Raw genomic sequence first — 23,465 nt, forward strand, 5'->3', positions numbered from 1 at the left:
ACGCCCACGATGCCATCTACGAGTGCCGACGGCGCGCGAACTCACCAGCCGAATCCGTCCGACTCGGTCGGAATATCGAGCGGGCTCGCCGGCAGATCGTCCGCGATTTCGGGGACGTTGTACGCCCGCGGTGCGACGTCGTTGGGCGTCTCGGGGTAGAACAGCGAGGCCAGCGTCTGGAGTTGGGTTCGGCCGACGCCGAGTTCGAACTGCCCGCCGCCGTACATCCGAATCCCGCGCTCTTCGCAGAACGCGATCGTCTCGAGTACGGACTCGAGCGATCCGAACCGGGAGGGTTTGATGTTGAGCCAGTCGGGCTCCCACGGGAGTGCCTCGACATCCTCGAGGCCGTGAATCGGCGCGTCCCAGGAGACGCGAGAGCGCGCGTCCGGATCGTCGAAGATTCCCTCAGTCTCCTCGGTCAGCGCGGGGTCCTCGATCACCGCATCGGGGAACGCCTCGAGCACGCGCCGATACAGCGCCGGGTCCGCGGGTACGTCGACGTCGGTTCCCTCGTACTGTCCCTTCAAATCCAAAATTCGGACGGGTGCCGTCTCTGCGACGGCTTCGGCGACCGCATCGTCCCACTCCGGCGTCGGGTCGAGTTTGAACTCGACGCCGGGAACGCGCTCTCGCAGTTTCTCGAGTCGATCCGTCGACGGCGGATCGCCGAGCCTGGTGCTCGTGACGAACCGAACCGGATCGAACGAGCGCTCGAGTGCGCTCGCCAGATCCGTCTCCGCCTGTCGGAGCGCGAGATCGAGCGCGGCGCTCTCGAGGCCCCACTGTCGGTAGTTTCGAAACACCTCGCGGTCGGGAGCCCCCGCGGGGAAGAGATCAACGTCGGCGAGTCGCGCCGAAAACGAATCGATCGTGTACGCTCCGGAGAGGTCGGGTAGTTCCGCGTCGGCCAGCGCGCGGTGTTCCTCGGTTTCGTAGGTGACGTCTTCGCCCTCGCCCGTACGGACCTGCCCGTCCTCGCCGGGGCCCGATAGCGAGAACAACGTCGTCACGCGGGTGAAGTCACTCGTGGTATCGGCCTCGAGTTGACTCGTCGAAACTGATTCGATGGTGACCGGAAGGTTGGCGATTCGTTCGTAGTCCATAGGCCCTACGTTGGGTCCCAGCGAGTTATCGGTTTACCCCGATCGCCTCTCGAGCGAGTCGGGACGGAGTCCCAACCGACTGTCGAACCACCGGTCGTAATCTCGCGCTACAGGGGCAAATTCTCGCGCCACGGAGTCAGAGGGGCGTTCGTAATTCTCTCCCGGCGTAGATACTCCATCGCCGGTTTCGTCCCCCGAACCTCGTTTTCTGCTCAGGTTGGCTGAAAATAGTTACGAACGACCCTATCAGTCGTCGCGCTGGCGCTGGCGAAACCGCTGCTGTGCGAACTGCGGTTCCGCCCTGAGCCCACGTCGTTTCCGGAACGAGCGATACAGTTGGACGGACACGACCACCGCAAAGACTGCAGCGACGACCGACGCCTCCGGCGCATCCAGCGCGTAGAGGACGCCCATCGAAAAGAGCGACATCGTGAGCAACATCCCGTAGATGAGGCGTTTTGCCAGCGCGGCGAAGACATCCTTTTCGTCCTCGACGCCGATCCGAACGAAAAGGTCGTCCCGCTCGAGACGGTCCAGCGTCCGCTCGACTTTCGGTGCCATTCGCGTCAGGGACTCGCCCGAACGCTTGATCTGTCGGCCGGATTCCTCGAGGTACTTGCGAATCGACTCCTCGCGGTAGCCTTCCTCAGTGAGATAGTCCGTCGCCGTCGAGATGAAGTCGAACTCGGGGTCGAGGGTGATGCAGACGCCCTCGACGACCGTTGCAACCCGGAGAACAAGCGCGAGGTTCTTCGGCAGTCGGAACGGAAACTCGTAGATCGAGTCCTCGATCTGGCCGACGATTTGCTGGACGCGATACTGTTCGACGGCCTCCCCTCGGGCGTTCTGAATGGCCAGTTCCATCACATCGGCCATCACCGCGCGGTCGGCATCCGGACTCAGGGTTCCGATTTCGATCAGCGCGTCCAGAATCGCGTCGATATCCTGATTCGCGACCGCGATATAGAACTCGACGATCTTCTCCTGGACGAACTCGTCGACCTGGCCCGACATCCCGAAGTCGTAGAAGACGACCCGGCCGTCGTCGGTCACCGCCAGATTCCCCGGATGTGGGTCGGCGTGGAACACGCCGTCGTCGATGATCATCTTGAGGTAGGCCCGCTGAAGGGTCTCCGCGACCTCGCTTCGATCGATCCCCTTCCGATCGAGTTCCTCGACATCGTTGATCTTCGTTCCCTCGACGTGTTCCATCGTGAGCACGCGCGATCCGGAGTGGCTCTCGAGCACCGCGGGTATTCGGATCTCCTCGTCGTCCGCGAAGTTCGACTTGATCTCGGTCAACATCCGCGCCTCGCGTTCGTAGTCCATCTCCTCGCGAATCGTCTTCGAGAACTCCTCGGCTAAGTTCTCGAGGGAAAAGGATCGGGACTCGTCGACGAAGTACAACAAGAACGGCATCGACCACCGGATCACCCGAAGGTCCGCCTCGACGAGTTCCTCGATTCCGGGGCGACGAATCTTCACCGCGACGTCCGTCTCGTCAGCCTTGGCGCGGTAGACCTGCCCCAGACTCGCACCGCTGATTGGGTCGGTGTCGAACTCCTCGTATCGCTCGCCGAGCGGCCCGAGTTCCTCCTCGAGGACGACCTTCGCCTCGTCCCAGTCGGCCGGCGGGACCTCGTCCTGTAACGCCGAGAGGACGTCGATGTACTCCGGCGGGAGAACGTCGGGCCGGGTCGACAGCAGCTGTCCGAGTTTGATGAACGTCGGGCCGAGCGTCAGCAGCGACTCGAGGAGGACCTCCGCTCGGTGTCGGTGGGTTTCGGGATCGACTCGTCTCGAGCGACCGAACAGGAAAAACCGCCGCCGGTCTCGAGCGTAGGCGACCAACAGCGGGAGGAACTGCCACGCGACGGCGAAGAATCGTTTGTACGCGCGGAGGGTCGACAGATCACCCCACCTCGCGTTAGACGTCCTCCCCGGCGACAACGTCGATCGTCGTTTCGTCCGCTGCCTCACGCTTTGGCAGGCTCAACTCGAGGACGCCGCGTTCGACGGTCGCGCCCGCACCGGTGTCGGTCGCATCGTCCGGCAGCGGAAGCGTGATATCGAGAAACAGTGATCGGTTCTCTTCGACGTATCGGTACTCGTCGTCCATCGACTTCTCGCGGCTCGCGTCGATTTCGATCTGGCCGCCGTCGACGGTCACCTGGAGAGTCTCGGCCGAGACGCCCGGCACGTCGAGAACGAGCAAATACGCCTCGTCACTCTCGAGCAAATCGAAAAAAACGTCGTCGGAGAGGTCTCCCAGCGCCTCGCGGAGCGTAGACATGCCTACACGTTGGCACGCGGATACGAAAAAGCCCGCGGTCGCGGATACTGTCGGCGAGAGTTAGTCGCTCGCCTGTGCGCCGTGTTGTGACTCGACCGTCTGCTGCGATTCCGACGTCTCCGGTGCTGCGTTTCGACTGGCCCAGGCGCCGCCTGCGGCGGCGACGCTCACGCCGAGTCCGCTCACGATCGAACTGACGATGAGACCGCCGAACTCGATCGAGAGGTCGGTCGCGACCGAGTAGAAAATCACGAACAGCAGTATACTCACGATGGTCCCGGCGAACGCGGAAATCGCGCCGGCTAGATACGCCGTCTGGTCGTCCGTCTGGAGATTCCAGCCGAGATAGACGCCGATAAAGACGGCGACTATCGCAGCAACGATCGGAAGGTCAACGCCGGGGAACGTGAGTGCGCTTGTCGTGTTCGAGTCTATAATCGGTTGATCGACGACGTCTCGAAGAATAACGGTGAGTCCCGCTCCGACGCCAGCGAACGCAAAGAGGATCGTGACGAACTTCGTCCACTGTTTGACTATCGGTTGCTGTGCGAGGTCAACGATCGACTCGTCGCCGCCATCGTCGTTGGTTGGTTCCCCATCGTTTCCCGTACTGTCTACTTGGTCGTCTCTATTATTGGATTGTGCCATGTCTATCCAGTCGACAGTCAGGGGTTTTGAACGTTCTGGATTTATTGATATCTTATTATATCTGGTGATTCGTTATTCCGATCAAAAATAGCGGCGAGAAAAGCGGATAGAAACCGGTATTAGATGGTTGTGTGAGACTGATCCGATGTTACTCCGCGTGCGTTACCTGACAGGTCCCCTCGTAACTGACTTCCTCGATGGAGTCGATCGCGCCCGTTTCGCCACAGACCGGACACTCGGGGTTCTGACGTATTTCGACCGTGTCGAAGGTCATATCCATCGCATCGTACATCAGCAGGCGTCCCTCGAGGAGGTCGCCCGTCCCGAGGAGGTACTTGACGACCTCGGTCGCCTGAATGCAGCCAACGGTGCCGGGGAGCACGCCCAGAACGCCGGTCGTCGCACAGTCCGGAACGGTGCCCGGTTCGGGCGCTTCGGGGAAGAGACACCGATAACACGGACGCCCACCGTCGGAACCGTCATCGGTCGCAGAATCGTCGTTCGTGAACGTCGTAATCTGACCCTCGAACCGGTAGATCGCGCCGTGTGACAGGGCCGTCCCGGTGAGGGCGCAGTAATCGTTTAACAAGTATCGCGTGGCGAAGTTATCGCTCGCGTCCAGAACGATATCGTACCCCTCGGCGATATCGTCGATGGTTTCGGTCGTGAGCCGCGTTTCGTAGGTTTCCACGTCGACGTCCGGATTCAATGCGGCTACGTACGACGCCGCGCTCTCGACTTTGGGACGGCCCACGTCAGCGTCGGCGTGGACGATCTGGCGTTGCAAGTTCGAGCGTTCGACCACGTCGTCGTCGACGATTCCCAAGTGGCCAACGCCCGCGGCGGCGAGGTACTGGATCGCCGGCGAGCCCAACCCGCCGGCACCCACGACGAGTACGGATCCCTCGAGGAGCCGCTTTTGGCCCTCTGGGCCGACTTCGTCCATGATCACGTGTCTCGAGTATCGGTCGAGTTGGGTCGCGTCGAGGCGAAGATCGCTCATGGTCGACTATTGGGGAACCCCGAAGAAAAGTACGTGGGTCCGGAGAAACCGAGTGACGCTGATAGCGACGGCCGGCGTCGACGAACTGCCGGCAGTCGGGAGGCGATGACCGGGAAAAAGAGACGCCTTGTGGCAGCGTTTTACGCAACCCATTGATTTAATAGCCTGGTGTGCCATACCATGACTATGGCAACCTCACCCAATGGTGCCGACGACGAGCTGTTCGATCAATTCCTTGCGGACCGCGGCCACGATGTCAACGAAGTAGGGTGGGAAAACGCGTATAACAAGAAACAATGTCCGGAATGCGGCGGAATCCACGATACAGCGGCGACGAACTGTAGCGTCTGCGGGTGGGCTCCCCAGCTCTGAGAGTCGGCGGTACCGAGAGCGTTTGGCCACTTTTTGAAGCGCAGTGACATCGGCTCGAGCGAGAAACCGAACTCGGTCCCCCATCAACGAATCCCATCGACTCAGTGCCAACCGTCAGTACCTTTTGATTTTGCACGGGTCCGTTGTTTTATCTACCAGCGACAGTAACGATTATATATAATACGTTTCTAACATGAATTGGAGATGCCCACCTGCCAGAACTGTAGTTCGTTCGTCACAGAGCGGTACGCTCGAGTATTCACCCCTCAGGGAATCGACGAGCCGCGAGTCTGTCCACAGTGTCCTGACAAAATCCGCGATGGGGCCGAGATCAGGAATACACGCTCGCCACGGAATCCCTGACGTACCCGAAATCGAACGCCTCGAACGGATTTTCTCGCCGACAATCCACGTGACTTATGGGTATTGCGCTCTTGAACAGGTACAATGAGTACCACGGAGACGAAGGTGACCCGGCTGTTCGGCGGTCCGGGGAGCGGGAAGACGACAGCCCTCCTCGATCACGTCGAGGAAATCCTCGAGCAAGACGGCGTGACGTTTCGGGACATCCTCGTCGTCTCGTACACGCGTGCAGCAGCACAGGAAGTCCGCGAACGACTCGCCGAGCGACTCGACGAAAGCCCGCGGGCGTTACAGGGCAACGTCTGTACGATGCACGCCAAGGCCTACGATCTGCTGGATCTCTCTCGCGGCGACGTTATCGGCGAATCCGATAAGGAGGAGTTCTGCGACGACTTCGGTGTCGAGTTCGAAGACGAGTACAGCGGTGCCGGTCGACGAACCGCTCGGTCGACGACCATCGGGAACAAGGTCATCGCGACCAGTCAGTGGCTCCAGCGGACTCGTCGCGACGTTTCCGACTGGTACGATGTCCCCTTCCAGTGGGATGTCGAAGAGGTTCGACTCCCGCCGGACATCGACCCGAACGCCCAGGAAGGCAACAAGTACACGCCGACGTGGCCCTCCGACGACGACCGGATCGACGTGCCCGAAGTCATCCGCGCCTGGCGAAACTACAAGGGATCCGAAGAGAAGATCGGCTTCGCCGACATGCTAGAGCGGGTCAGACAGCGCTCGCTCGTGCCGAACGTCGACTATCTTGTCATCGACGAGTTCCAGGATATTACGACCCTGCAGTACGACGTCTACCAAGAATGGAAACCCCACGTCGATCAGGTCCTGATCGCGGGAGACGACGATCAGGTCGTCTACTCCTGGCAGGGAGCGGATCCCGCACTCCTGCTCGACGAGGATGTCGACGACGATGTGATCCTCCCCAACTCCTATCGACTACCCTCGAACGTTCTCAATGCGGTCAACCAGGAGATAAGACACATCGATCAACGGCAAGACAAGGATCTCAAACCGCGCAAAGAAGGCGGGGCGGTCGAAGCCCACCGGAACGCGTCGATGCTCGACGTCGTCAGGCTCGTCCGCCAGACGCTCGTCGAGGGAGAGGGAACGATCATGGTGCTGTTCCGCGCGCGCTACCAGATGTTCCAGTTCATCGACGAGTTCATCACCGAAGGCGTCCCCTTCACCTCGCTGACCGACCAGCGGATGTGGACCGATCGGCTGACGCAGTACGTCCGCGCGGTCGAAGCCATGGACAAGGGCGAGGACGTCACCGGTCTGCAGGCCCGTAGACTCGCCGACATGCTGCAGGATTCTGCGTTCGGAACCAACGAGCGCGACGAACTGTTCGACACGATCGACGACCGACAGGAAGAAGCCGGCATCGACGACCTCGAGGAGCTCATGATCCCTGCGGACGTGATCACCGACCACACGCCGTTCATGCCCGGCCCGGAATCCGCCTCGGACATGCTTCGGAAGGTGACGAACTTCCAGAAAAAGAGCGTCAAGTCGTACTTCGGAATCGGAACCTACCAGAAGATGGATACCGACCGCGTCCGCGTCGGCACGATCCACTCCGCGAAGGGGCGCGAAGCCGACCACGTCGTCGTCGGCACGGACCTCACCGAGAAGGTCGTCGAGCAGATGGTCGCGACCATCGAGGACCGATCGGCGGGAGAGATCAAGACCGAATCCGAAGGGATTACGGATATTCCCGGCTGCGAGGAGTTCACCAAGACGACCTCCCCGGTTCCCGTCCTCACCGACAACGAGCGACGCGTCTTCTACGTCGGAATGTCCCGCGCTCGAGAGCGTCTGGTCCTGCTCGAGAACCTCGTCGACGGCGCACCCACCCTCCCCGTCGACGTCCTGCTCAACAACCGCCTGACCGACACGAGCCTGGAAGAACTCGTCGAACAGGCTCAGGACCCTGACGTGGACGGAGCCGAACCCGAAGTCGAAGCGGAAGCGCCGTGATCGAGCGGGAATCCCTCACCGCGTTACTCGAGGCCGAACTATCCTCGCGGGACGCCGGCGCGTTCGTCCACGTTGGTTCCGCTCGAGTGCCGGCTATTCGATACTGTCTCGCCGAATTCGATCCGGAGAACCGTCCTCGGGGCCTCGATGTCGTCGAGACGATTCACGCTATCGGCTTCGACGGCTCGACCTGGCACCACTCTCAGGGTCGAAAAATCGGCAATGGGCGATCCGGACCCCATCCGGCCGACGACCTCGCGACCAGACTCGCCGACGAGAGTGTCTCCGGAACGGTACTGACGCCGGCGACGATTCCCCACGACGCCGCTCTCTACTTCGAGCAGGCCGGATTTGAGCTCGCCTCGAGCGACGTGCTGAGTCGCGCCCGTCGGTCGAAATCCGACGACGAACGCGTGCGGATCGAGCGGGCGCAAAAGGCGGCCGCGAGCGGAACGAGACGGGCTGCGTCGGTTCTGGCCGAGACGGAGGTCGCCGACGACAGGACGCTCGTCTTCGCCGGAGAGCACCTCACGAGCGCGCGACTCCGAACTGCGGTCGACGAAGCCATCGTCGCGACCGGAGCGATTCCCGGCGAGTTCACGAGCAGTCGGTCCGCATCGAACGGCGATCCGCTCCGGGCTGGCGAACCGATCGTCGTCGAACTATCCCCTCGAGGACTCGAGGGATACCACGGCGGACTGACTCGAACGTTCGTCGTCGACGGAGACGGCGGCGGACACCGTCGCGCCCACGTCGCGCTGACGCGAGCGTTTCGGTCGGTCCGTTCGAAACTGACCGACGCGACCCACTCGGTGACGGCCGTCGAAGCCGACCTCGAGGCCGAGATCCGCGCGTTCGGCTTCGGTGATGCCGACGGCATCGAAACTCGAGTTACGGGCGTCGGCCTCGAGCCTCGGGAAGCGCCCGCGGCCGCCGACGCAGACGTCGGGCCGGAAACGGTGGTTCGGATCGAGGCGGCCGTTCGCGTCGACGCCGACCGCTCGGTTCGACTCGCCGACCTCCTCGTTCCCGGCGAACCCGCTCGGTGGCTCGAGGCACCGTCTCGGTCGCTCGATCCCGCGGCGTACGGCTGATTTCGTTCGTATTTCACTCGATGTGACCCGGACGAACGATTCTCCCTACGATTTCTGAGCGAAGGTCCGTCGTTTCGAGAGATAGTACGCCAGCACGACGAATCCAATCGCGGGCATGAGCACGCCCACGTCGTATCGTTCCATCGGCTCGAGGTCGAACTGCCTCGAGTCGAGGTAAACGAACGCCGCGGCCGGGTACTGGATAGCGAGCGACCCGAGGAAGACGTAGAGGGCGAGGTCCGACATACGGACGCGTTTGTCCACGAAACACTGAATCTTCCGGAAGATAACAGGTCGATTTCAGACTCGAAACGGCCCCGCCTTCGGAATCGGACTCGAACGCCGCGTTCGAATCACCGCGCTCAGAACCGATCCAGCGAGAACAAATCGATGTCGTGGTCGGTTTCGCCCTCGAGCGCGAGGTCGGCGAGCACTTCGCCGATTACGGGAGCGAACTTGAAGCCGTGGCCGGAGAAGCCGGCACCGACGGTGACCTGAGGATGGTCCGACAGCGTGTCGAGAACGAAATCGTCGTCTGGGGTATTCGTGAACAGGCACGTCTCCAGCCGCATCGTCGGCCCCGCTCCCTCCGGGAAGTACTCCTCGGCGAACTCCCGAAGGACGAGTTCGTCCGCCTGGGTCGGCTCTCGTTCGAAGGCGTCGGGATTGACGTCGTTCTCTCGGTGGTTGTATCGGCCGAATTTGAATCCAGGTACGTCGTGGACGGGAAAGCCGTAGTACCGTCCCTCCGGCACCTCGAGGTTCCAGACTGGGTGTCGCTCCGGCTCGAAGTACGCCGGCGTTTCGGGCTGGAGCCACGCGAGTACCTGCCGTTCGGGGACGGCGACACCCTCGAGTTCGTCGATGAACGTCGAGGCCCACGCGCCGGCCGTGACGACGAGTTCGTCCGCTTCGTAGGTGGTGTGGTCCGTTGCGACCGTTACGCCGCCGTCATCGGTTGGCCGCCAGTCGACGACGCGCTCTCGAGCCCGGATCGTCGCCCCCTCGCTGTGGCCCCTATTGACGTGTGCGACGGTACACTGTTCGGGGACGAGAAAGCCGCCGTCGGGCTGATAGATGGCTTCGTACTCCTCGGGAAGCTGATAGCCAGGATAGCGCTCGGTGAGCTCCGCACTCGAGAGCGACTCGTACTCGAGGCCGTGGTCCTCGCAAGATCGTCTCGAACCCTCGACCAGATCGCTTCCGGAGAGACCGGCGTCGATCGAACCCGTCTGGTACAATAACTGTCGATCGTGATCGTCTTCGAGGTCACGCCAGAGATCGTACGCTCGCCGGAGTAGCGGAACGTAGGCCGGATTCTCGTAGTACGCCAGCCGAATAATGCGCGTGATGCCGTGCGAAGATCCGTATCCGTGTGGAACGTCGTAGCGCTCGAGTCCGAGCACGTCCGCCCCCCGTTCGGCGAGGTGAGACACTGTCGCAGCCCCCATTCCACCCACGCCGAGGACGATAACGTCGTACCGATCGGTCATGCACCGACCTATCACGGGGCGAACGAAAACGTTTCGTACTTACGGGCGTCGGTTACTCGTCTCCGTCGCCGATATCGGCTCGCTCCTCGCCGGCTGTCTCTTCCTCGCCGGCCGCCCGTTCACGAACGCGGCGTTTCTGTCGGCGTTCGCTCACGTGATCGAGGCCGTCGGCTAATTCGTCTCGAACGTCGCCCTCGAAACGGTCGACTTCCTTGAGGAACTCCGCCGAAAACTCTTCGACGAGTTCGAACGTCCACTGGTCGCTTACGGCCCCTGCCGGGAGATGCTGATTCTGAAGTTCGTCGGCCCACGACTCGTGGCCGGCCGTCCGAAGGTTGTCTTCGGCGTCGGCCATTCGATCCATCGCGTGGCCGAGTTCGTGGTGAAAGGAGAGCAACGTGCCGTAGGCCCGGTGGACGTACTCGATTCCCAACTGCAGGTCGTGAAGCGCATCCAGTTCGGCGTCGCTCAACTCGAGGTCGTCGCCGTCCGGGCTCGGAGTAGGGTCTGAATCGGTCATCCAGAAGTTCCGACGACGTGGCGCAGGAAAACGGTTTCAGGCGCGAGAGCAGGCCGTCTCGATTCGACCCGGGAGAATACTGATGACGAGTGACGTGAATGTCCGTACATGAGCGAACGGAACGGCGTCTCGACGTATTTTCCGGATCGGTATTTTCCTGATCGGCCGCCGACGTGGGCGGAGGTCGGTCTCGCGGCCCTCATCATCGTCGGGTTCGCACCTCGAGTGCTCTTCGGCTCGCCGTCGTGGCCCGCCGTGAGTATCGGGTTCGTCGCGTTCGCCGCGGCCATTGGCCCGGGGGCGAATACCACCTTCGGCAGCCGAATCGGGCGATGGTTTCGCCGGATCGGGCTCGCCGGCCGGGCTACCATCATCGGTGGGTTTGCGACCGTCGTCGTCGCGACGTCTCGAGTCGAGTGGATACCGAACGACCTGCTCGCCGATGTCGGGGTCGGCGGGGTACTCGCGTGTGTGTTCTTTCTGCTCGCGTATATCGCCCGAGCCGGGGAGATATCCGGCTGGCGGGCCGATGGACGGTGAGCGCGCGAGTGCCGATCGGCGAACACGACGGAGGCCGGCGAAGGCACGACACGAGGCCGAAAGACTATCGGCAGTCGACTAGAGAGAATCCTCCGAGAAGCTGATGGCGATACTCGACGATCTCTCGGGCTATGAGTTCGAGGACCTGATGGAGGACGTGTTCAGACACCTTGGATACGAGAACGTTCGCGTCTCCGCACGTAGTGCGGACGAAGGCCGAGATATCCTGATGGAGGAGGTCGTCGACGGACGACGCCGGGCGGTCGTCGTCGAGTGCAAACACACCGACACGGTAAGCCGGCCCGTCGTCCAAAAGCTGCACTCGGCGGTCGCGACCTACGACTACGACGGCCCCAAACGCGGCATGGTGGCGACGACCGGGCGATTTACCGGCCCCGCTCGAGAGTACGCCGAAAACTTGGGGGCGAACCGCGACGGTGGCGTCGCGCTCCTCGATGGAAGCGACCTCCGCGAGATCGGCGACGAGATCGGAATGAACCTCTACAACGGCCGAATCGAAATCCTCTGTGAGGAAACCCTCCGCCCGACTCACCCCACCGCCGGCCGAGATGCACCCGTCTTCGAGGCCACACAGGAGGTCGAGAACCTCGATCCGACGAGGATCCCCTCACCCCGGACGGCCGTCGACCTCGAGCCGATGGTCACCGTCAGCACACGAACGAGCGCAACGTTTGAAACCGGCGTCGGTGTGATACACTCGCTCGAGGAGACGAACGATCTGGTCTTGTACGCGAATCGCGGACATCCACGAGTCGCAGGGGGAGCCGTTCGCGAACTCGTCGCGAACCGATCCGCACCTCGGATCGACCTCGAGGAAACGCCTCTCGAGAATCGATTCGATGCCGTCTCTCGCGAGCGATACGGCCAGACGGAGACGGAGTACAAGGAGTGGGCCGTCGACCAGATCCAGCAACGACAGACGACGACGGTACACTACACCGGCGACAACAACGTCGACTATCAGAAGACGTGCACGCCGAATCGATCCGACGTCAGCGTTCTCGATATCGATTCGGTCTACCTTCCGCACGTCCGATCCCGTCTCTCGCTCGGCGAATATGCCTACGCCTACGAATACTACGCCGCCGGCCCCTCTCGAGCGACGACCGCGAACGACCTCCACCAGTGCGTTCACTGCGGGGCGGTCGACGGAACGCACACCTACTGTGACAACTGCGGGAGCATCAACTGCGAGGATCACATCGAAACGGAACGACTCGAGAACCAGCCGGTCTGTACCGGCTGTGCCGTCACTGAACGCTTCGCGCTGCAGACAAAGTACTTCTACGACGAAGGAAACCTCGAGCGGTTCCGCGAGGAGTACGACGAAATGCCGATCCACGAGAAGGCCACGGAGAACGTCCCGCTCGCCGTCGGAGCCGTCCTCGCCTCGCTGTTTCTCGCGTTCGTGCTATTGAGCGGCGTCGGAATCGTGTAGTCACTCGCTCGCGTTCGTCCGGAGTCGTTCCGTGTGCGACAAGGACATATGCGCTCTCGCCCTCATTCTGACACATGAATACCGGTTCCGAAACGGGACTCTACAAGGCCCCGCGGACGGACGTCTCGCAGGATCAGGGTTCGTTCAGGACTCACTTCAATTTCCCCGGACGAAATCGTCCGGACCACAACGACCACGGCTACGGCCCGCTCGCGACCGTCGTCGAGTCGTTCATGGATCCGGACACGCTGATCTCGATGCACCCCCACCGGAACGAAGAGATTATTTCTTGGGTTCCGGCCAGCGTGATGCGCCACGACGACCGAGAGGGGAACGAACTGGTCACCGATTCCGACCACCTCCTCGTGATGAACTCGGGGAGCGGCTTCTGGCACGAGGAGCGGACGCTCGCGGACGACCCACCGTTGCGGATGTTACAAATCTTCGTCCGACCGCACAGTCTCGGACTCGAGCCGGGGATTCAACACGGCGCGGTCCCGGATCCCGTTCCGAACGAGTGGCGACACCTCTTCGGCCCCGACGGATCCGACGCGCCGTTTTTCGTCCGCAACGACGTCGAGTGCTACGACGGTCGACTCGAGGAGGGTGCCACGGTCGAGTTCCCGTCGACGGCTGGCTGGGATACCTACTTCTACGTCTTCGAGGGGGCGCTCGAAGTCGACGGCGTCCGCTTCGAGGAAGCCGAGAGCGGACTCCTCGTCGACGAAGAAGTGATGTCCGCGAGCGCTCGAGAAAAGTCGGTGATAGTCGCCTTTCTCATCAACCCCGACGCGCCGATCACGCGCCAGGGGACTATCGGTCGGTGAGGCTACTGCCGTTTCGAAACGAGGTTCTCGACGTCCGTCGCGAAGGCGTCGACGCCTTCCCAATCCGTGTACTCGTAGTCGTGATCGGTATCGGTATCTAATCCTTCTCTCGAGGCGATGCGCTTCATCACGAATCGCGTGAGAAAGCCGTACTCGCTGTACTTGAGCGCGCCGGCGACGGGGTACGTCAGGTCCGGATCCCAGCGAGTATCCTCGAGAAACTCCCGAAGATACTGTTCGGCCTCGGACCGTGCGCCCGGATCGGATCGTGCCGAGGCGAGGCTGACGGAGAAGAACGCCGAGGGAACCCGGTTCAGATCGTCGGCGTACTCGCGAACGAACTCGGCGACGTATCCCTGATGGCTGCCTTTGTGGATCGACGCGCCGACGACGACGCCGTCGTAGGCGACCGCTCCCGAGGTCAACGCACTCGGCGGATACTTCGCCGTCGACAGGACGACGTCGTGGCCCGCCTCGCTAAGTTCGTCACCGATGTGGTCGGCTATCGTTGCGGTCTGTCCCTCGTTCGAGCCGTAACAGACGAGTACTCGAGCCACTAGCGATCACCCTCGCCGGCTCTCGATCGCGGATTCGGGTTCGACATAGCCACTCGACGACGGCGAGACCTATCAAACGCACCCCTCTCTCGAGAATATCGTCCGCCACTCAGTCCGCACTAGTCCACGTATCGCCGACCTCGGGTGCGCTCGCGTCGAACCCGTCTTCGGACAGCTCCGACGCGAACCCCTCACAGCGGTCGCCGTGGACGACGAGCACCTCGGTATCCCGATAAGACTCGAGGAACTCGAGGACGCCGTTTCGATCGGCGTGAGCCGAAAAGTCGTACGCCTCGACCTGCGCGCTGACCGGCATCATCCGCCCGTCGAGTTCCGCGCTGCCCGTCTCGAGGAGGTCGCGGCCAGGCGTCCCCTCGACCTGATAGCCCGTCATGGCGATCTTGTTCACCGGGTGGCTCCGGACCTCGGGAACGTACGTCATCGCGGGGCCGCCGTGGAGCATTCCGCTCGTGGTGACGATTACGGTGTTCTTCTCGGCGATTCGCTTTCGTTGGCCGTCCCTTCCGGTGACGAATCGAGCGTTCCCTTTCGCGCGGCGGAGCAGATCCGGATCGCGGAGGAACTCCCGATTTCGGTCCCGCAAAAACAGCTCCGTCACGCGTTTGCCCATCCCGTCGACGTAACACTCGAGGTCGTGTTGCTCGCAGAGACAGAGCAGTTCCTGCGTGCGCCCGATCGCGAATGCGGGGACGACGACGGTGCCGCCCTCCCAGATTGTTCCCTCGACGCTCTCGACGAACGATTCTTCGATCGTCTCGCGCGGCGGACGCGCGGTGTCCGAGTAGGTGCTCTCACAGACGACGATATCGGCGTCGGGTCGAGCGGTCGTCCTCCCCACCAGTTGCTGGGCTTCCGTCTGGAAATCCCCCGTGTAGAGAAGTCTGGTGTCACCGTCGTCGATCAGCACGTGTGCGCTGCCGACGATATGTCCAGCATCGAAGAACGTGACCTCGTAGCCGGCGACCTCGAACGTCTCGCGGTAGCCGTGGGTTTCCGACACCTGGCTCACCCGTGCGACTTCGGCTTCGGTAAACGGACAGTCGTAGGTTCCACCCCGCTGGGTCGGACCGTTCGAGGAGACGCCGTGGAGTTTCAGCGTATCTCGAGCGAGCACCATCGCGAGGTCCCGAGTGGGCGGCGTCCAGTGGATTTCCGGACGGGCGTCGCCAGAAAGCAGCGAGGGGAGCGAACCGACGTGATCGAGGTGACCGTGGCTGACGACGATCGCCTCGGGATCGACATCGCCGACCGGAAACGACGGCGGGTTGCCCGAATCCATCCCGAAATCCAGCAATAGCGTCTCGTCGATCAAGAGCGCGCTCCGACCGACTTCGCCGGCCCCGCCCCGAAACTCGAGTTCCATCTGGCGATCCTAGCCGTTCGAATGGTTTTCGTCCATCGATTCGCTCGGACCGGCGACTTCGGTCAGCCTGATAAGATAGACATCGAGCAGACAGACGAGCAAAACCGCGAGCGGAACGGCGACATCTGTGTAGGTCACCGACTCGATCTGGAGGGCCGTCACGACGAACGGTTCGCCCGGCTCGAAAGCGCCCGACAGCGTCCGTGCGCTCAAAAACGCGAGCGCGAGCACGTAGAGACCGAACCAGGCGACCCCGCGGCGCCACTCGCCGAGATACCAGTGACCGAGACCCGCGACGAGTGCGGTAAACAGGTACGCTGGCCAGGACGGCCGCCCGAGTTCACTCATTGAAGACGAGTACGTCTTCGAACGGGATCCGTGTTGCCCTCTCGAGTCGCTCTCGAGGGGTCGGTCCAGTTCGATCGGCCCCACCTGACCGATCTCCACGGTCTACTTCGTCGGCCGTTCGAGGAGCCACGTCGACCGCCTCGATCGTTTCGAGCGCGGTACGTGCGTACTCGAGTTCGCGCTCGAGTAGTCGGGAGCGCTCCGTCGTTTCCGTAGACGCTTCGCCTGCATCACCGATATCCGGATTCGAGGGAGCGGCTGACATCGCTTCAGCGGATCGCTCCGAAAGAACGCGAATCGCGATCGAACGAGGGTCTTCGGTCGACGAATCGGGCGACTCGAGCGACGCGACCGTAAGCGCACGCGAAAGCGAATAGCCGTACGCTCGGATGGATTCACGAACGGCTTCGGTCGCGCCAACTGCCGTCGCACCGAGTTCGGCGGCGATACCCGCGAGTATCGCATCCGGCGTGGAGACGACTGGTGTGTTCGCCCATAGTTCGGACTCCGTCGGAGTTGCTCGCTCGAGGTCCGCACGCTCGGGGCCGCTACTGGGGTCGAGATACGCCCGCGCCAGCGTGTTCGAGCCGTTCGTGAGGACGCGAAACAGCTGGAGTTGGCCGGCATCGTCGGTGGAGAGATTGCCGATCGAAGCGTGTGCGAACGCGTGTAAATAATCCCCTGCAAGGATCGCCGCGTCTCGGTCGGCCGAACTCGTATAGCGGTCGTGCTCCAGCAGCTCGCTCCGAAGTTGAACGTACCCCTGCAACGCTGCTATCGAGACTGTAATCGCCTCGAGCGTCTGCTCACCGGGGCGTTCGTTCGAGACGGCTCGGCCGGTCGTTCGACAGAGGGAGACCGGGAACGAGTAATCGACCGGCTCGAGCGCATCGAACGCGACCGAACGGACGTCCGGCGAGAGCGCGGGCAGTGTTCGATCGAATCGATCGGCAACCGTGTCTGAAACGGGTGTGGAGGTGTGTTTAGTCATATTCGATCAGCAGCTACTGTCGGCGAGTGGTGGCGACGACTGGTTCGAGGCGGCATCCGAAACGTATTCACCGCGACGATGGGCACGGAAAGACGCTGGTCCGTCCGCTCGCAACCCGACGAACGCTGTCGCGCCAAGCGAGGGGGATCCACGATCGGCGAGGAAAGCGACTCGACCGACTGTCCGACGGAGCCGTCGATCGAGGACTCCGGATCGCTCAGTTGGTCTGTTCATCGCTGTCTTCATCGGTGAATCGATCCGAACCTGTCGGTTCGGTACAGTGTTCGTCGTCCCTTGCCTCAGTTACCTGTTCGTTGTCCAACTCGTTTGTAGCTTCTGCTCCGATCTCGAACGTCTCGAGCTGTTCGTCCGGTCCGAGCGGATCCTCGGTGTGTGATTCCGTGGGGAACTCGACGTCATCGGCGAGAATATCGTCGATAATCCTGTCGACGGCCGCCGATCTGACTCGCTCGAGATAGGCGTCGCCCTCGATCGTAATCTGACGAGTGCGAGCGCCGTCGAAGGAAGCGACCAGCAGGGCGGCGACCGCTTCGTAGTCGTGATCGACGAACTCGCCGGATTCGATCCCGTCGACGAGAATGTTCTCGAGCGTGTTCCGAATCCGATCGTCGCTTTTCTGGAGCTGTTCGCGGTACGTTTCGTTGTACGGCGCTTGCGCTCGCAACTCGAGCATCGCCGTATGAAACGACGTCCGGTCGTCGTCGGGCCCGTACAGAAAGAGGTCGATGAACGTCGCCAGTCGGTCGACTGCCGGGCGAGCCGAGGATGCCTCGACGCGTTCGTCGTGGCGCTCGAGCAGGTAATCGATGAAATCCGCGATGAGATCCTCCTTGGAGTCGTAATGATAGAACAGGAGGGACTTGCTCTTGTCAGTCCGGTCTGCGATATCCTGTGCGGTCAGGTCGGTATACCCGTGGGTACACAACGCGTCGTATGTTGCGGCCATAATCGCGTCGCGAACGTCCGGATCAGTCACTAACTGACTAATTAGTCAGATACGCTCAAAGAGGTTTCGCTTCCATCGGACGTACGGCCGTCTTATCGGTGGTATCGACGGATCGCGAACCGCTCGTAGTCGCCGAACGCGATCTCGAGCGAGCCGATCCACCAGTTCCAGCGCTCGACCGGGGTGCCATCGGGGGCATCCGCCAACTCCGCGACCACGAGTTCGTTCGTCAGTTCGAGATCCACCGTCGCCTCGTAGCGCCCCGAATCGTCGAGGTCGACGGCCTGACGGGCGACGACTCGAGACTCGGCCGTCGTTCCGCCGAAGTTCTCACGAAGCCGTTTCTCGAGGGAACCGGGGTCGATGGGCACGGGCAAAGAGATGGCGTCGCGGTACTTGAGTCCTCGAGTGCTTGGCGTCCCGGGCGTTCGACCTGTACCGACGCTCGAGGCGGTATCACTGACACGCGAAGCCGATCTCGGGGTCGTGCCGCGCCGAGAACACAGTTTCTCGATCTAATCCCCTGCGAGGATCGCCGCGTCTCGACACGGCGAGAAAGAAGACTTCCGCGTATCGGCGTGTTGGTGATCGTGATGTCCACGGCGCTCGATTCGTCGTCCGAGCTACAGCCGGCACCGAGCGTCGCGATCCCGAGCGCTGTCGTCGCGAGTACCGTCGTCTGTGCACGACCGACGCGGTGGCGAAATATGTGATGAAAGGACCCATTTTGGAGAGGTGAAGTGCCACAGACAGGGCTGGGATCGACCACGGAATCGATGCGAGACGTCTGTAATCGCACTCAAACCGGAATGTGGCCGTTCGAGCCGATATCGTCGGTGACCGGCGGGAGAGAACACCAACGGATCGATCCTCGAACCGAGCTCGCCGGTTCGGATTCGACGTATTTTTGACTGCAGGCCGTTTTTCATCGACCATGGCAAGTTTCACTGTCGTTGTTGGCGACCCGGACTCCGGGCTCGCACACCAACTCGAGGCGGACGGACAGGACGCAAATCGATTCCTCGGCAAGTCGATCGGCGACGAAGTCGACGGCTCCGCGGTCGGACTCGAGGGCTACACGCTCGAGATCACCGGCGGCTCGGACGACGCGGGTCGACCGCTCAACGAGACCGTCGCGGGAGCGGACCTGCAGGAAGTCCTGATGAAAGAAAAGCAGACGGGCTACAATCCGGAGCGAGACGGCGAACGCCGTCGTATCACGGTCCGTGGCCGCGAAGTTTCGGACGCCGTCGCACAGATCAACGCCTCGGTCACCGAATCCGGCGACACCGCCGTCGAGGAACTGCTCGCCGAGGACGAGTAACGACAGCACATTCAGTTTTATGGCAGATCGACTTTCGAGTGATCACCCGTCGATTCGGACCGTCAGAGCGACGCTTTCGGAGACCACGACGGGTGTCAGACTGGAGATACCGGGCGAGGAGAGCGGCGACTTTTCGGTCGACGAACTGGTTCGGATCACGCTCGAGGGAACCGAGCGGTTCGCACGCATCGAGCGGGCGCTCACCGGCGATGAGCTCACTATCGAAGGCATCTACGAGACGACGGAGGGTGCTCGCGATCCGCGCGAGGGAACCGACGTTTTCCCCGACTGGTGTGACGACAACACGATTCGAGACGGCGGGTCGGTCCTCATCGACATCATCGAACCGGAGTTCGCCTACGGCCTCCGAAGCCCCGGAGAAACAAACTATTACGACGCTTCGGAGCCGCCAAAGAGTAGTCTATCCGATATCGCAAACGATCTCGAAGAGCCATAGCGGTTCGTTCGACTGTCGAACCGTCGCGACACGGTCGACGCAGATGGCCTCACGGAACGGTCGCGTTCAGAGTCGATAGAGAAACGCGTACAGCAGCAGTCCGAACGCCAAATGCTGGACCATCGTTTCCTCGATGCTCGAGTGAACGTGGTCGGTATCCGTGATGGCGTACTCCTTCGTCCGAATTTTCGAATGCATCGAGAGGATTTCTTCGTCTTCGAGGTCGTGGAGTCGCGGATAGACGGTTCCGGGACTCAGTTCCGTCTCGAACAACGAATCAAGATCCGAGAGAAGTTCCTTCCCGTGTGTTTCACCGTGTAACGAGATGAGCATGAGCAGGATGTCGTCGAGATTCTCCTTGATCAGCGCATCCTCGAAGTGAACGTCATCAGTCTGAAGCACATCGTCGACTTGCGCCATCAGTTCCTCGAACTCGTGCTCGATATCGACCGGTTCTTCGGGTTCGTTCAGTGGTGTTTCGTACGATTCCGACGTTTTGCTTGTAGCAATCACTTTCGACAATTTTGCGAAAAGGGACATGCTATTAGGGGGTTCCTCACGCATTCTCGATCACCATTTTGGGGGGTCCGTGGTTCGATCAATCCACCACCGACCACACATCGTCGATGGGAGCCAGGATTGGAATACAACCACGACTACTGAGTCCGAGGAACGGCCACAGTATAAACGACAGGGAACTAACCAGCGAGTGATTCGATAATTCAAATATATCTGAATGTCATAATAACGCGAATATCGTTCGTGAAGAGATCGTGAATGACGGTTTTTCGGCCTGATACGACAATATTGGAGACGGTCGCACGATCAGATGACCAACTCGGATCCGTCCGATCGTTGAATCGAAACCGAACCGGTTCTCGTCTCGACAGTTATTGATCGACCGATCGATCCACCGGTATCCGTCGCCCTGATCGGGATTCCTCGAGCCTCGAGAGCGGCCCGTGCGGCGACGAGATTCTGTTTGCCGATCGACTGACCGCGTTTCTCGAAGTCCATCATTTTCGCACCCCCCGCCAGCTTGGCTTCCATCGCCGAAACCGATCCGCCGACCTCCGCCATCGATTCGATCATGGCTTCGATGCCCGAATCGCCGAACTTCGCCGGATTCGGATCCGGATTGGTAATCTTTTCGATGGAGGGAAGCATGAAGTGCAACAGCCCGGTGACGGCCGCCGACTCGTCGTGAACGACGACGCCGATACACGAACCGAACCCGCTCGAGCGTACCGACTGGTACTCGCTTTGGACCGTCAGCGCGTACTCAGCGATACCGACTTTGAACGCGGATTCGGCGACGCTTTCGTTCGGGCCGGGAACCACGGCTGGGGTTTCGACGCGCGCAGCCTGATGGATCGTCACCGGCTCACCCACCCGTAACGGGTCCGTTCTCGGAGTCGATTTCTTCGATTGAAACGATCGACGGCTAGGTGATTGGTCGTTCGAACGCGAATCGGACTCGCTCACGTTAGTTTGACTCACGAATCCGTCACGAGATTCCGATGCGCCTATCCCTTCAATATAATTATCGGTCATCTGAATAGTGTTTCCGAACGTGCTGGCGAGTACCGAGTAGTACAGTATTCTTGTTTGCACACGGCAAAAGGACTCTGGCCATTACTCTGACATAACGGAGCCGGGGCCAATCAGAGTCTCGAGAACGGCGGCGAGACACAGGGCGGGGCCGCGAGAATTAAGTAGGTGTCTCGGAAACAGGTCAGGACGAGAACGGTTTCAACAGTGGTTGTAGTTGAAATCGGGGGCGAATTTAACGTATGGCAGCACAAGAATACGAGCAAGACGGCGGCGAAGAGGGGTTCGAGGAGTCGAGCGACCAGGAAACGGTCGAGGTTCTGGAGTTCGAACTCGATACTGACGGGTTTTGCGTCGAAATCGGGTACATCGCGGAAATCGTCAACTGCGGGGAACTAACTAACCTGCCGAGTACGCCACCGCACATTGAGGGCGTCCTCAACCTTCGAGACGAGGCCGTGAAGGTGATAAATCTAAAACAGTTACTCGAAGCAGGAGACGCCTACAACGATGAAAAGCTGATCGTCTTCAAGCGAAAGGACGGTGCAGACAGCCGCCTCGGATGGCTCGTCGACGGCGTCAGAGGAGTTCATTCGTTCGCCCCGAGCGACGTAGAAGCGGGGGGAGACGCACCCGGCGTCGAAGGCGTGGTTCGACAGGAAGAGGATTTCGTTATCTGGCTCGATCCGGCACAGATGCGTATCTGAGACCGATGAGTGAGTCGAAACGGCTCGAGCGGTATTCTATTTTCCGTCGTTTCGTCGTCGTTTTCGATTCGGAGAAGTGAGTATTTGACCTGACGACGTCATAGATCGTAGTCCGGTCTCGACGGGCCGTTTTAGACGAAATGGGATCGAAAGGCCGTTTTGTCCTCAACTATCCTCGGTACAGAGGTCCACGATTACGCCTGGTATGTCCTCGATTGCGAGGACCTGCTCGATCGATCCGGTTTCGATCGCCGCTTTCGGCATCCCGAAAATCCGAGACGTCTCCTCGTCCTGTGCGATCGTTCGACCGCCGGCATCCGCGACCGACTGGATTCCAACCGCCCCGTCTTTGCCCATTCCGGTCAAAATCACGCCGACCACGTGATCGTCGATGACGTCCGCCGCCGTTCGCATCGTCGCGTCGACGGCCGGCCTGACGTTGTTGATTTTCGGCGCTTTCGAGAGATCGATATCGATCCGTCCGCGTCGATACCCCGTCACCTCGAGGTGATAGCCCCCCTTCGCGAGGACGGCCTCGCCTGCCGTGATCGTCTCGTCGGCACCGGCCTCGCGAAACTCGAAATCCGTCGCCGCGTCGAGGCGATCCGCGAACGATCCGGTCAGGGCATCCGTCATGTGCTGGACGACGATGACGCGAAGATCGAGACCGGTCGGGAGATTCGCAAGTAGCGTTTCCACCGTCTCGGGGCCGCCCGTCGAGGAGCCGATGAGTAACGTCGTCGTTCGAGTGGAATCGACGGCGGTCGTCGATGACGAACTCGCTCGCGTCGAGGATCCGATCGACGAACGATCCGAGCCGGCGGACGTCGAGGAGCCGGTGCTCGTCCCGGTTCCGACGTTCGACCCTCGAGTCGTCGAACCCACTGTCGACCCGGCAGAAGCCGATGTCGACGAACTCACGCGGGAACTGGACTGCGATGCGCCGGCGATGCGCTCGACGATTTCGTCGGCTCGATCCCAGAGGGAGACCGAACGTTCCTTTCCGCCGGGCTTTCGGATGATGTCGACGACGCCCCGTTCCATCAACTCGAGCGCTTCGTCCGCGTCTTCGTGGACGTGGGCGCTCAGGACGACGATCGGAACCGGGTGGCGTTCCATGATTTTATCGACCGCCCAGTGGCCCCCCTGCCCCGGCATCGAGATATCCATCGTGATGACTTCGACGTCGGTCGATTCGACGAGTTCGACGGCGGATTCACCGTCACTCGCCTCTCCGACAACGTCATGTCCGCGTTCTTCGAGAATCTCGGTGAGAATATTCCGCATGAATGCCGAGTCATCCACGATCCCAACAGTAACCATGTGGCTAACGTTCTAAGGGCGGGTACTAATACTCTTTCAGTGTTTCCATCAGCGCCGAAAAATCAACCAGGGGCACCTGAGCCTGCTCGTCGGCGCGGTAGCCGTGGATGATCCCCTCCAGGTACGATTCGTCGATCGTCACGAGA

At 61.2% G+C, this 23,465-nt stretch carries 27 protein-coding genes; 10 read left to right on the plus strand and 17 right to left on the minus strand.

Annotated features, from left to right (window positions below):
* Window positions 1–41: 41 nt before the first annotated feature.
* The 5 genes from ACZ5C7_RS21930 to ubaA all read right to left on the minus strand — a co-directional run bounded on the left by ACZ5C7_RS21930 (window position 42) and on the right by ubaA (window position 5,050).
* Window positions 42–1,106 (minus strand): enolase-like domain-containing protein, encoded by a 1,065-nt coding sequence (locus tag ACZ5C7_RS21930; RefSeq protein WP_464378378.1) that lies wholly within the window; start codon window positions 1,104–1,106, stop codon window positions 42–44.
* Between the two features lie 246 nt (window positions 1,107–1,352).
* A complete protein-coding gene (locus ACZ5C7_RS21935) occupies window positions 1,353–2,957 on the minus strand; it encodes an ABC1 kinase family protein (protein WP_464378494.1) in 1,605 nt (534 codons plus the stop codon).
* A 76-nt stretch (window positions 2,958–3,033) separates the two neighbouring features.
* Entirely contained in the window at window positions 3,034–3,399 is a 366-nt protein-coding gene (locus ACZ5C7_RS21940; protein WP_464378379.1) for an Hsp20/alpha crystallin family protein, read from the minus strand.
* Window positions 3,400–3,459: 60 nt separating this feature from the next.
* Entirely contained in the window at window positions 3,460–4,047 is a 588-nt protein-coding gene (locus ACZ5C7_RS21945; RefSeq protein ID WP_464378380.1) for a hypothetical protein, read from the minus strand.
* Window positions 4,048–4,195: 148 nt separating this feature from the next.
* Entirely contained in the window at window positions 4,196–5,050 is an 855-nt protein-coding gene (gene ubaA / locus ACZ5C7_RS21950) for an SAMP-activating enzyme E1 (protein WP_464378381.1), read from the minus strand.
* 186 nt (window positions 5,051–5,236) lie between these two features.
* On the opposite strand from ubaA, the gene ACZ5C7_RS21955 reads away from it, so the two are divergent.
* From ACZ5C7_RS21955 to ACZ5C7_RS21970, 4 genes are all read left to right on the plus strand, one after another.
* Window positions 5,237–5,422 (plus strand): HVO_0416 family zinc finger protein, encoded by a 186-nt coding sequence (locus ACZ5C7_RS21955; RefSeq protein ID WP_464378382.1) that lies wholly within the window; start codon window positions 5,237–5,239, stop codon window positions 5,420–5,422.
* Between the two features lie 204 nt (window positions 5,423–5,626).
* A complete protein-coding gene (locus tag ACZ5C7_RS21960; RefSeq protein ID WP_464378383.1) occupies window positions 5,627–5,785 on the plus strand; it encodes a DUF7563 family protein in 159 nt (52 codons plus the stop codon).
* A gap of 84 nt (window positions 5,786–5,869) precedes the next feature.
* Window positions 5,870–7,777, plus strand: a complete 1,908-nt coding sequence (locus ACZ5C7_RS21965) for a UvrD-helicase domain-containing protein (RefSeq protein ID WP_464378384.1) — start codon at window positions 5,870–5,872, stop codon at window positions 7,775–7,777.
* Window positions 7,774–8,871 (plus strand): M24 family metallopeptidase, encoded by a 1,098-nt coding sequence (locus tag ACZ5C7_RS21970; RefSeq protein ID WP_464378385.1) that lies wholly within the window; start codon window positions 7,774–7,776, stop codon window positions 8,869–8,871. The genes ACZ5C7_RS21965 and ACZ5C7_RS21970 overlap by 4 nt, the downstream gene beginning before the upstream one ends.
* 45 nt (window positions 8,872–8,916) lie before the next feature.
* Here ACZ5C7_RS21970 and ACZ5C7_RS21975 read toward each other — a convergent pair whose 3' ends face one another.
* The 3 genes from ACZ5C7_RS21975 to ACZ5C7_RS21985 form a co-directional block, all read right to left on the minus strand.
* Window positions 8,917–9,117: a hypothetical protein gene (locus ACZ5C7_RS21975; RefSeq protein WP_464378386.1), complete on the minus strand. Its 201-nt coding sequence runs from the start codon at window positions 9,115–9,117 to the stop codon at window positions 8,917–8,919.
* Window positions 9,118–9,233: 116 nt separating this feature from the next.
* The gene (gene solA, locus ACZ5C7_RS21980; RefSeq protein ID WP_464378387.1) at window positions 9,234–10,364 is read right to left on the minus strand and encodes an N-methyl-L-tryptophan oxidase; all 1,131 of its coding nucleotides are present in this window, start codon (window positions 10,362–10,364) and stop codon (window positions 9,234–9,236) included.
* Between the two features lie 52 nt (window positions 10,365–10,416).
* On the minus strand, window positions 10,417–10,884 hold the full coding sequence (locus tag ACZ5C7_RS21985) for a hypothetical protein (RefSeq protein WP_464378388.1): 468 nt from the start codon (window positions 10,882–10,884) through the stop codon (window positions 10,417–10,419).
* A 108-nt stretch (window positions 10,885–10,992) separates the two neighbouring features.
* Between ACZ5C7_RS21985 and ACZ5C7_RS21990 the strand changes: the two genes are divergently transcribed.
* From ACZ5C7_RS21990 to ACZ5C7_RS22000, 3 genes are all read left to right on the plus strand, one after another.
* Window positions 10,993–11,424 (plus strand): hypothetical protein, encoded by a 432-nt coding sequence (locus ACZ5C7_RS21990; protein WP_464378389.1) that lies wholly within the window; start codon window positions 10,993–10,995, stop codon window positions 11,422–11,424.
* A 103-nt stretch (window positions 11,425–11,527) separates the two neighbouring features.
* Window positions 11,528–12,883 carry a restriction endonuclease gene (locus tag ACZ5C7_RS21995; RefSeq protein WP_464378390.1) on the plus strand — a complete coding sequence of 452 codons (1,356 nt, stop codon included), beginning with the start codon at window positions 11,528–11,530 and terminating at the stop codon, window positions 12,881–12,883.
* 74 nt (window positions 12,884–12,957) lie between these two features.
* Window positions 12,958–13,710, plus strand: a complete 753-nt coding sequence (locus ACZ5C7_RS22000) for a pirin family protein (RefSeq protein WP_464378391.1) — start codon at window positions 12,958–12,960, stop codon at window positions 13,708–13,710.
* A gap of 2 nt (window positions 13,711–13,712) precedes the next feature.
* Here ACZ5C7_RS22000 and ACZ5C7_RS22005 read toward each other — a convergent pair whose 3' ends face one another.
* The 6 genes from ACZ5C7_RS22005 to ACZ5C7_RS22030 form a co-directional block, all read right to left on the minus strand.
* A complete protein-coding gene (locus ACZ5C7_RS22005; protein WP_464378392.1) occupies window positions 13,713–14,267 on the minus strand; it encodes a flavodoxin domain-containing protein in 555 nt (184 codons plus the stop codon).
* Window positions 14,268–14,376: 109 nt separating this feature from the next.
* Window positions 14,377–15,651: an MBL fold metallo-hydrolase gene (locus ACZ5C7_RS22010; protein ID WP_464378393.1), complete on the minus strand. Its 1,275-nt coding sequence runs from the start codon at window positions 15,649–15,651 to the stop codon at window positions 14,377–14,379.
* A 9-nt stretch (window positions 15,652–15,660) separates the two neighbouring features.
* Complete coding sequence (locus ACZ5C7_RS22015; RefSeq protein ID WP_464378394.1) at window positions 15,661–15,999, minus strand: hypothetical protein; 339 nt, start codon at window positions 15,997–15,999, stop codon at window positions 15,661–15,663.
* Complete coding sequence (locus ACZ5C7_RS22020; protein WP_464378395.1) at window positions 15,992–16,990, minus strand: hypothetical protein; 999 nt, start codon at window positions 16,988–16,990, stop codon at window positions 15,992–15,994. Before ACZ5C7_RS22020 ends, ACZ5C7_RS22015 begins: the two co-directional genes overlap by 8 nt.
* A gap of 217 nt (window positions 16,991–17,207) precedes the next feature.
* A complete protein-coding gene (locus ACZ5C7_RS22025) occupies window positions 17,208–17,987 on the minus strand; it encodes a TetR/AcrR family transcriptional regulator (RefSeq protein WP_464378396.1) in 780 nt (259 codons plus the stop codon).
* 62 nt (window positions 17,988–18,049) lie between these two features.
* A complete protein-coding gene (locus ACZ5C7_RS22030) occupies window positions 18,050–18,328 on the minus strand; it encodes a hypothetical protein (RefSeq protein ID WP_464378397.1) in 279 nt (92 codons plus the stop codon).
* A gap of 563 nt (window positions 18,329–18,891) precedes the next feature.
* On the opposite strand from ACZ5C7_RS22030, the gene ACZ5C7_RS22035 reads away from it, so the two are divergent.
* Entirely contained in the window at window positions 18,892–19,281 is a 390-nt protein-coding gene (locus ACZ5C7_RS22035; RefSeq protein WP_464378398.1) for a 30S ribosomal protein S6e, read from the plus strand.
* Window positions 19,282–19,300: 19 nt separating this feature from the next.
* Entirely contained in the window at window positions 19,301–19,738 is a 438-nt protein-coding gene (locus tag ACZ5C7_RS22040) for a DUF7112 family protein (RefSeq protein ID WP_464378399.1), read from the plus strand.
* Window positions 19,739–19,804: 66 nt separating this feature from the next.
* Here ACZ5C7_RS22040 and ACZ5C7_RS22045 read toward each other — a convergent pair whose 3' ends face one another.
* Window positions 19,805–20,302: a helix-turn-helix transcriptional regulator gene (locus ACZ5C7_RS22045; protein WP_464378400.1), complete on the minus strand. Its 498-nt coding sequence runs from the start codon at window positions 20,300–20,302 to the stop codon at window positions 19,805–19,807.
* Window positions 20,303–20,563: 261 nt separating this feature from the next.
* On the minus strand, window positions 20,564–21,118 hold the full coding sequence (locus ACZ5C7_RS22050) for a chemotaxis protein CheD (protein ID WP_464378401.1): 555 nt from the start codon (window positions 21,116–21,118) through the stop codon (window positions 20,564–20,566).
* A gap of 413 nt (window positions 21,119–21,531) precedes the next feature.
* On the opposite strand from ACZ5C7_RS22050, the gene ACZ5C7_RS22055 reads away from it, so the two are divergent.
* On the plus strand, window positions 21,532–21,996 hold the full coding sequence (locus ACZ5C7_RS22055) for a chemotaxis protein CheW (protein WP_464378402.1): 465 nt from the start codon (window positions 21,532–21,534) through the stop codon (window positions 21,994–21,996).
* 165 nt (window positions 21,997–22,161) lie between these two features.
* On the opposite strand, the gene cheB is transcribed toward ACZ5C7_RS22055, so the two are convergent.
* Window positions 22,162–23,319, minus strand: a complete 1,158-nt coding sequence (gene cheB, locus ACZ5C7_RS22060) for a chemotaxis-specific protein-glutamate methyltransferase CheB (RefSeq protein WP_464378403.1) — start codon at window positions 23,317–23,319, stop codon at window positions 22,162–22,164.
* Window positions 23,320–23,465: the final 146 nt, after the last annotated feature.

This window comes from Halostagnicola alkaliphila (genome assembly GCF_055379965.1).

What these genes read in the sequence shown, in the direction of transcription:
- ACZ5C7_RS21985 (WP_464378388.1), bottom strand. Translation starts at nt 10,884, where the DNA reads ATGACCGATTCAGACCCTACTCCGAGCCCGGACGGCGACGACCTCGAG.
- ACZ5C7_RS22020 (WP_464378395.1), bottom strand. Translation starts at nt 16,990, where the DNA reads ATGACTAAACACACCTCCACACCCGTTTCAGACACGGTTGCCGATCGA.
- ACZ5C7_RS21955 (WP_464378382.1), top strand. Translation starts at nt 5,237, where the DNA reads ATGGCAACCTCACCCAATGGTGCCGACGACGAGCTGTTCGATCAATTC.
- ACZ5C7_RS21960 (WP_464378383.1), top strand. Translation starts at nt 5,627, where the DNA reads ATGCCCACCTGCCAGAACTGTAGTTCGTTCGTCACAGAGCGGTACGCT.
- ACZ5C7_RS21945 (WP_464378380.1), bottom strand. Translation starts at nt 4,047, where the DNA reads ATGGCACAATCCAATAATAGAGACGACCAAGTAGACAGTACGGGAAAC.
- ACZ5C7_RS21965 (WP_464378384.1), top strand. Translation starts at nt 5,870, where the DNA reads ATGAGTACCACGGAGACGAAGGTGACCCGGCTGTTCGGCGGTCCGGGG.
- ubaA (WP_464378381.1), bottom strand. Translation starts at nt 5,050, where the DNA reads ATGAGCGATCTTCGCCTCGACGCGACCCAACTCGACCGATACTCGAGA.
- ACZ5C7_RS21990 (WP_464378389.1), top strand. Translation starts at nt 10,993, where the DNA reads ATGAGCGAACGGAACGGCGTCTCGACGTATTTTCCGGATCGGTATTTT.
- ACZ5C7_RS21975 (WP_464378386.1), bottom strand. Translation starts at nt 9,117, where the DNA reads ATGTCGGACCTCGCCCTCTACGTCTTCCTCGGGTCGCTCGCTATCCAG.
- ACZ5C7_RS22045 (WP_464378400.1), bottom strand. Translation starts at nt 20,302, where the DNA reads ATGCGTGAGGAACCCCCTAATAGCATGTCCCTTTTCGCAAAATTGTCG.
- ACZ5C7_RS22010 (WP_464378393.1), bottom strand. Translation starts at nt 15,651, where the DNA reads ATGGAACTCGAGTTTCGGGGCGGGGCCGGCGAAGTCGGTCGGAGCGCG.
- solA (WP_464378387.1), bottom strand. Translation starts at nt 10,364, where the DNA reads ATGACCGATCGGTACGACGTTATCGTCCTCGGCGTGGGTGGAATGGGG.
- ACZ5C7_RS21995 (WP_464378390.1), top strand. Translation starts at nt 11,528, where the DNA reads ATGGCGATACTCGACGATCTCTCGGGCTATGAGTTCGAGGACCTGATG.
- ACZ5C7_RS21940 (WP_464378379.1), bottom strand. Translation starts at nt 3,399, where the DNA reads ATGTCTACGCTCCGCGAGGCGCTGGGAGACCTCTCCGACGACGTTTTT.
- ACZ5C7_RS22040 (WP_464378399.1), top strand. Translation starts at nt 19,301, where the DNA reads ATGGCAGATCGACTTTCGAGTGATCACCCGTCGATTCGGACCGTCAGA.
- ACZ5C7_RS22035 (WP_464378398.1), top strand. Translation starts at nt 18,892, where the DNA reads ATGGCAAGTTTCACTGTCGTTGTTGGCGACCCGGACTCCGGGCTCGCA.
- ACZ5C7_RS22015 (WP_464378394.1), bottom strand. Translation starts at nt 15,999, where the DNA reads ATGAGTGAACTCGGGCGGCCGTCCTGGCCAGCGTACCTGTTTACCGCA.
- ACZ5C7_RS22000 (WP_464378391.1), top strand. Translation starts at nt 12,958, where the DNA reads ATGAATACCGGTTCCGAAACGGGACTCTACAAGGCCCCGCGGACGGAC.
- ACZ5C7_RS22055 (WP_464378402.1), top strand. Translation starts at nt 21,532, where the DNA reads ATGGCAGCACAAGAATACGAGCAAGACGGCGGCGAAGAGGGGTTCGAG.
- ACZ5C7_RS21930 (WP_464378378.1), bottom strand. Translation starts at nt 1,106, where the DNA reads ATGGACTACGAACGAATCGCCAACCTTCCGGTCACCATCGAATCAGTT.
- cheB (WP_464378403.1), bottom strand. Translation starts at nt 23,319, where the DNA reads ATGGTTACTGTTGGGATCGTGGATGACTCGGCATTCATGCGGAATATT.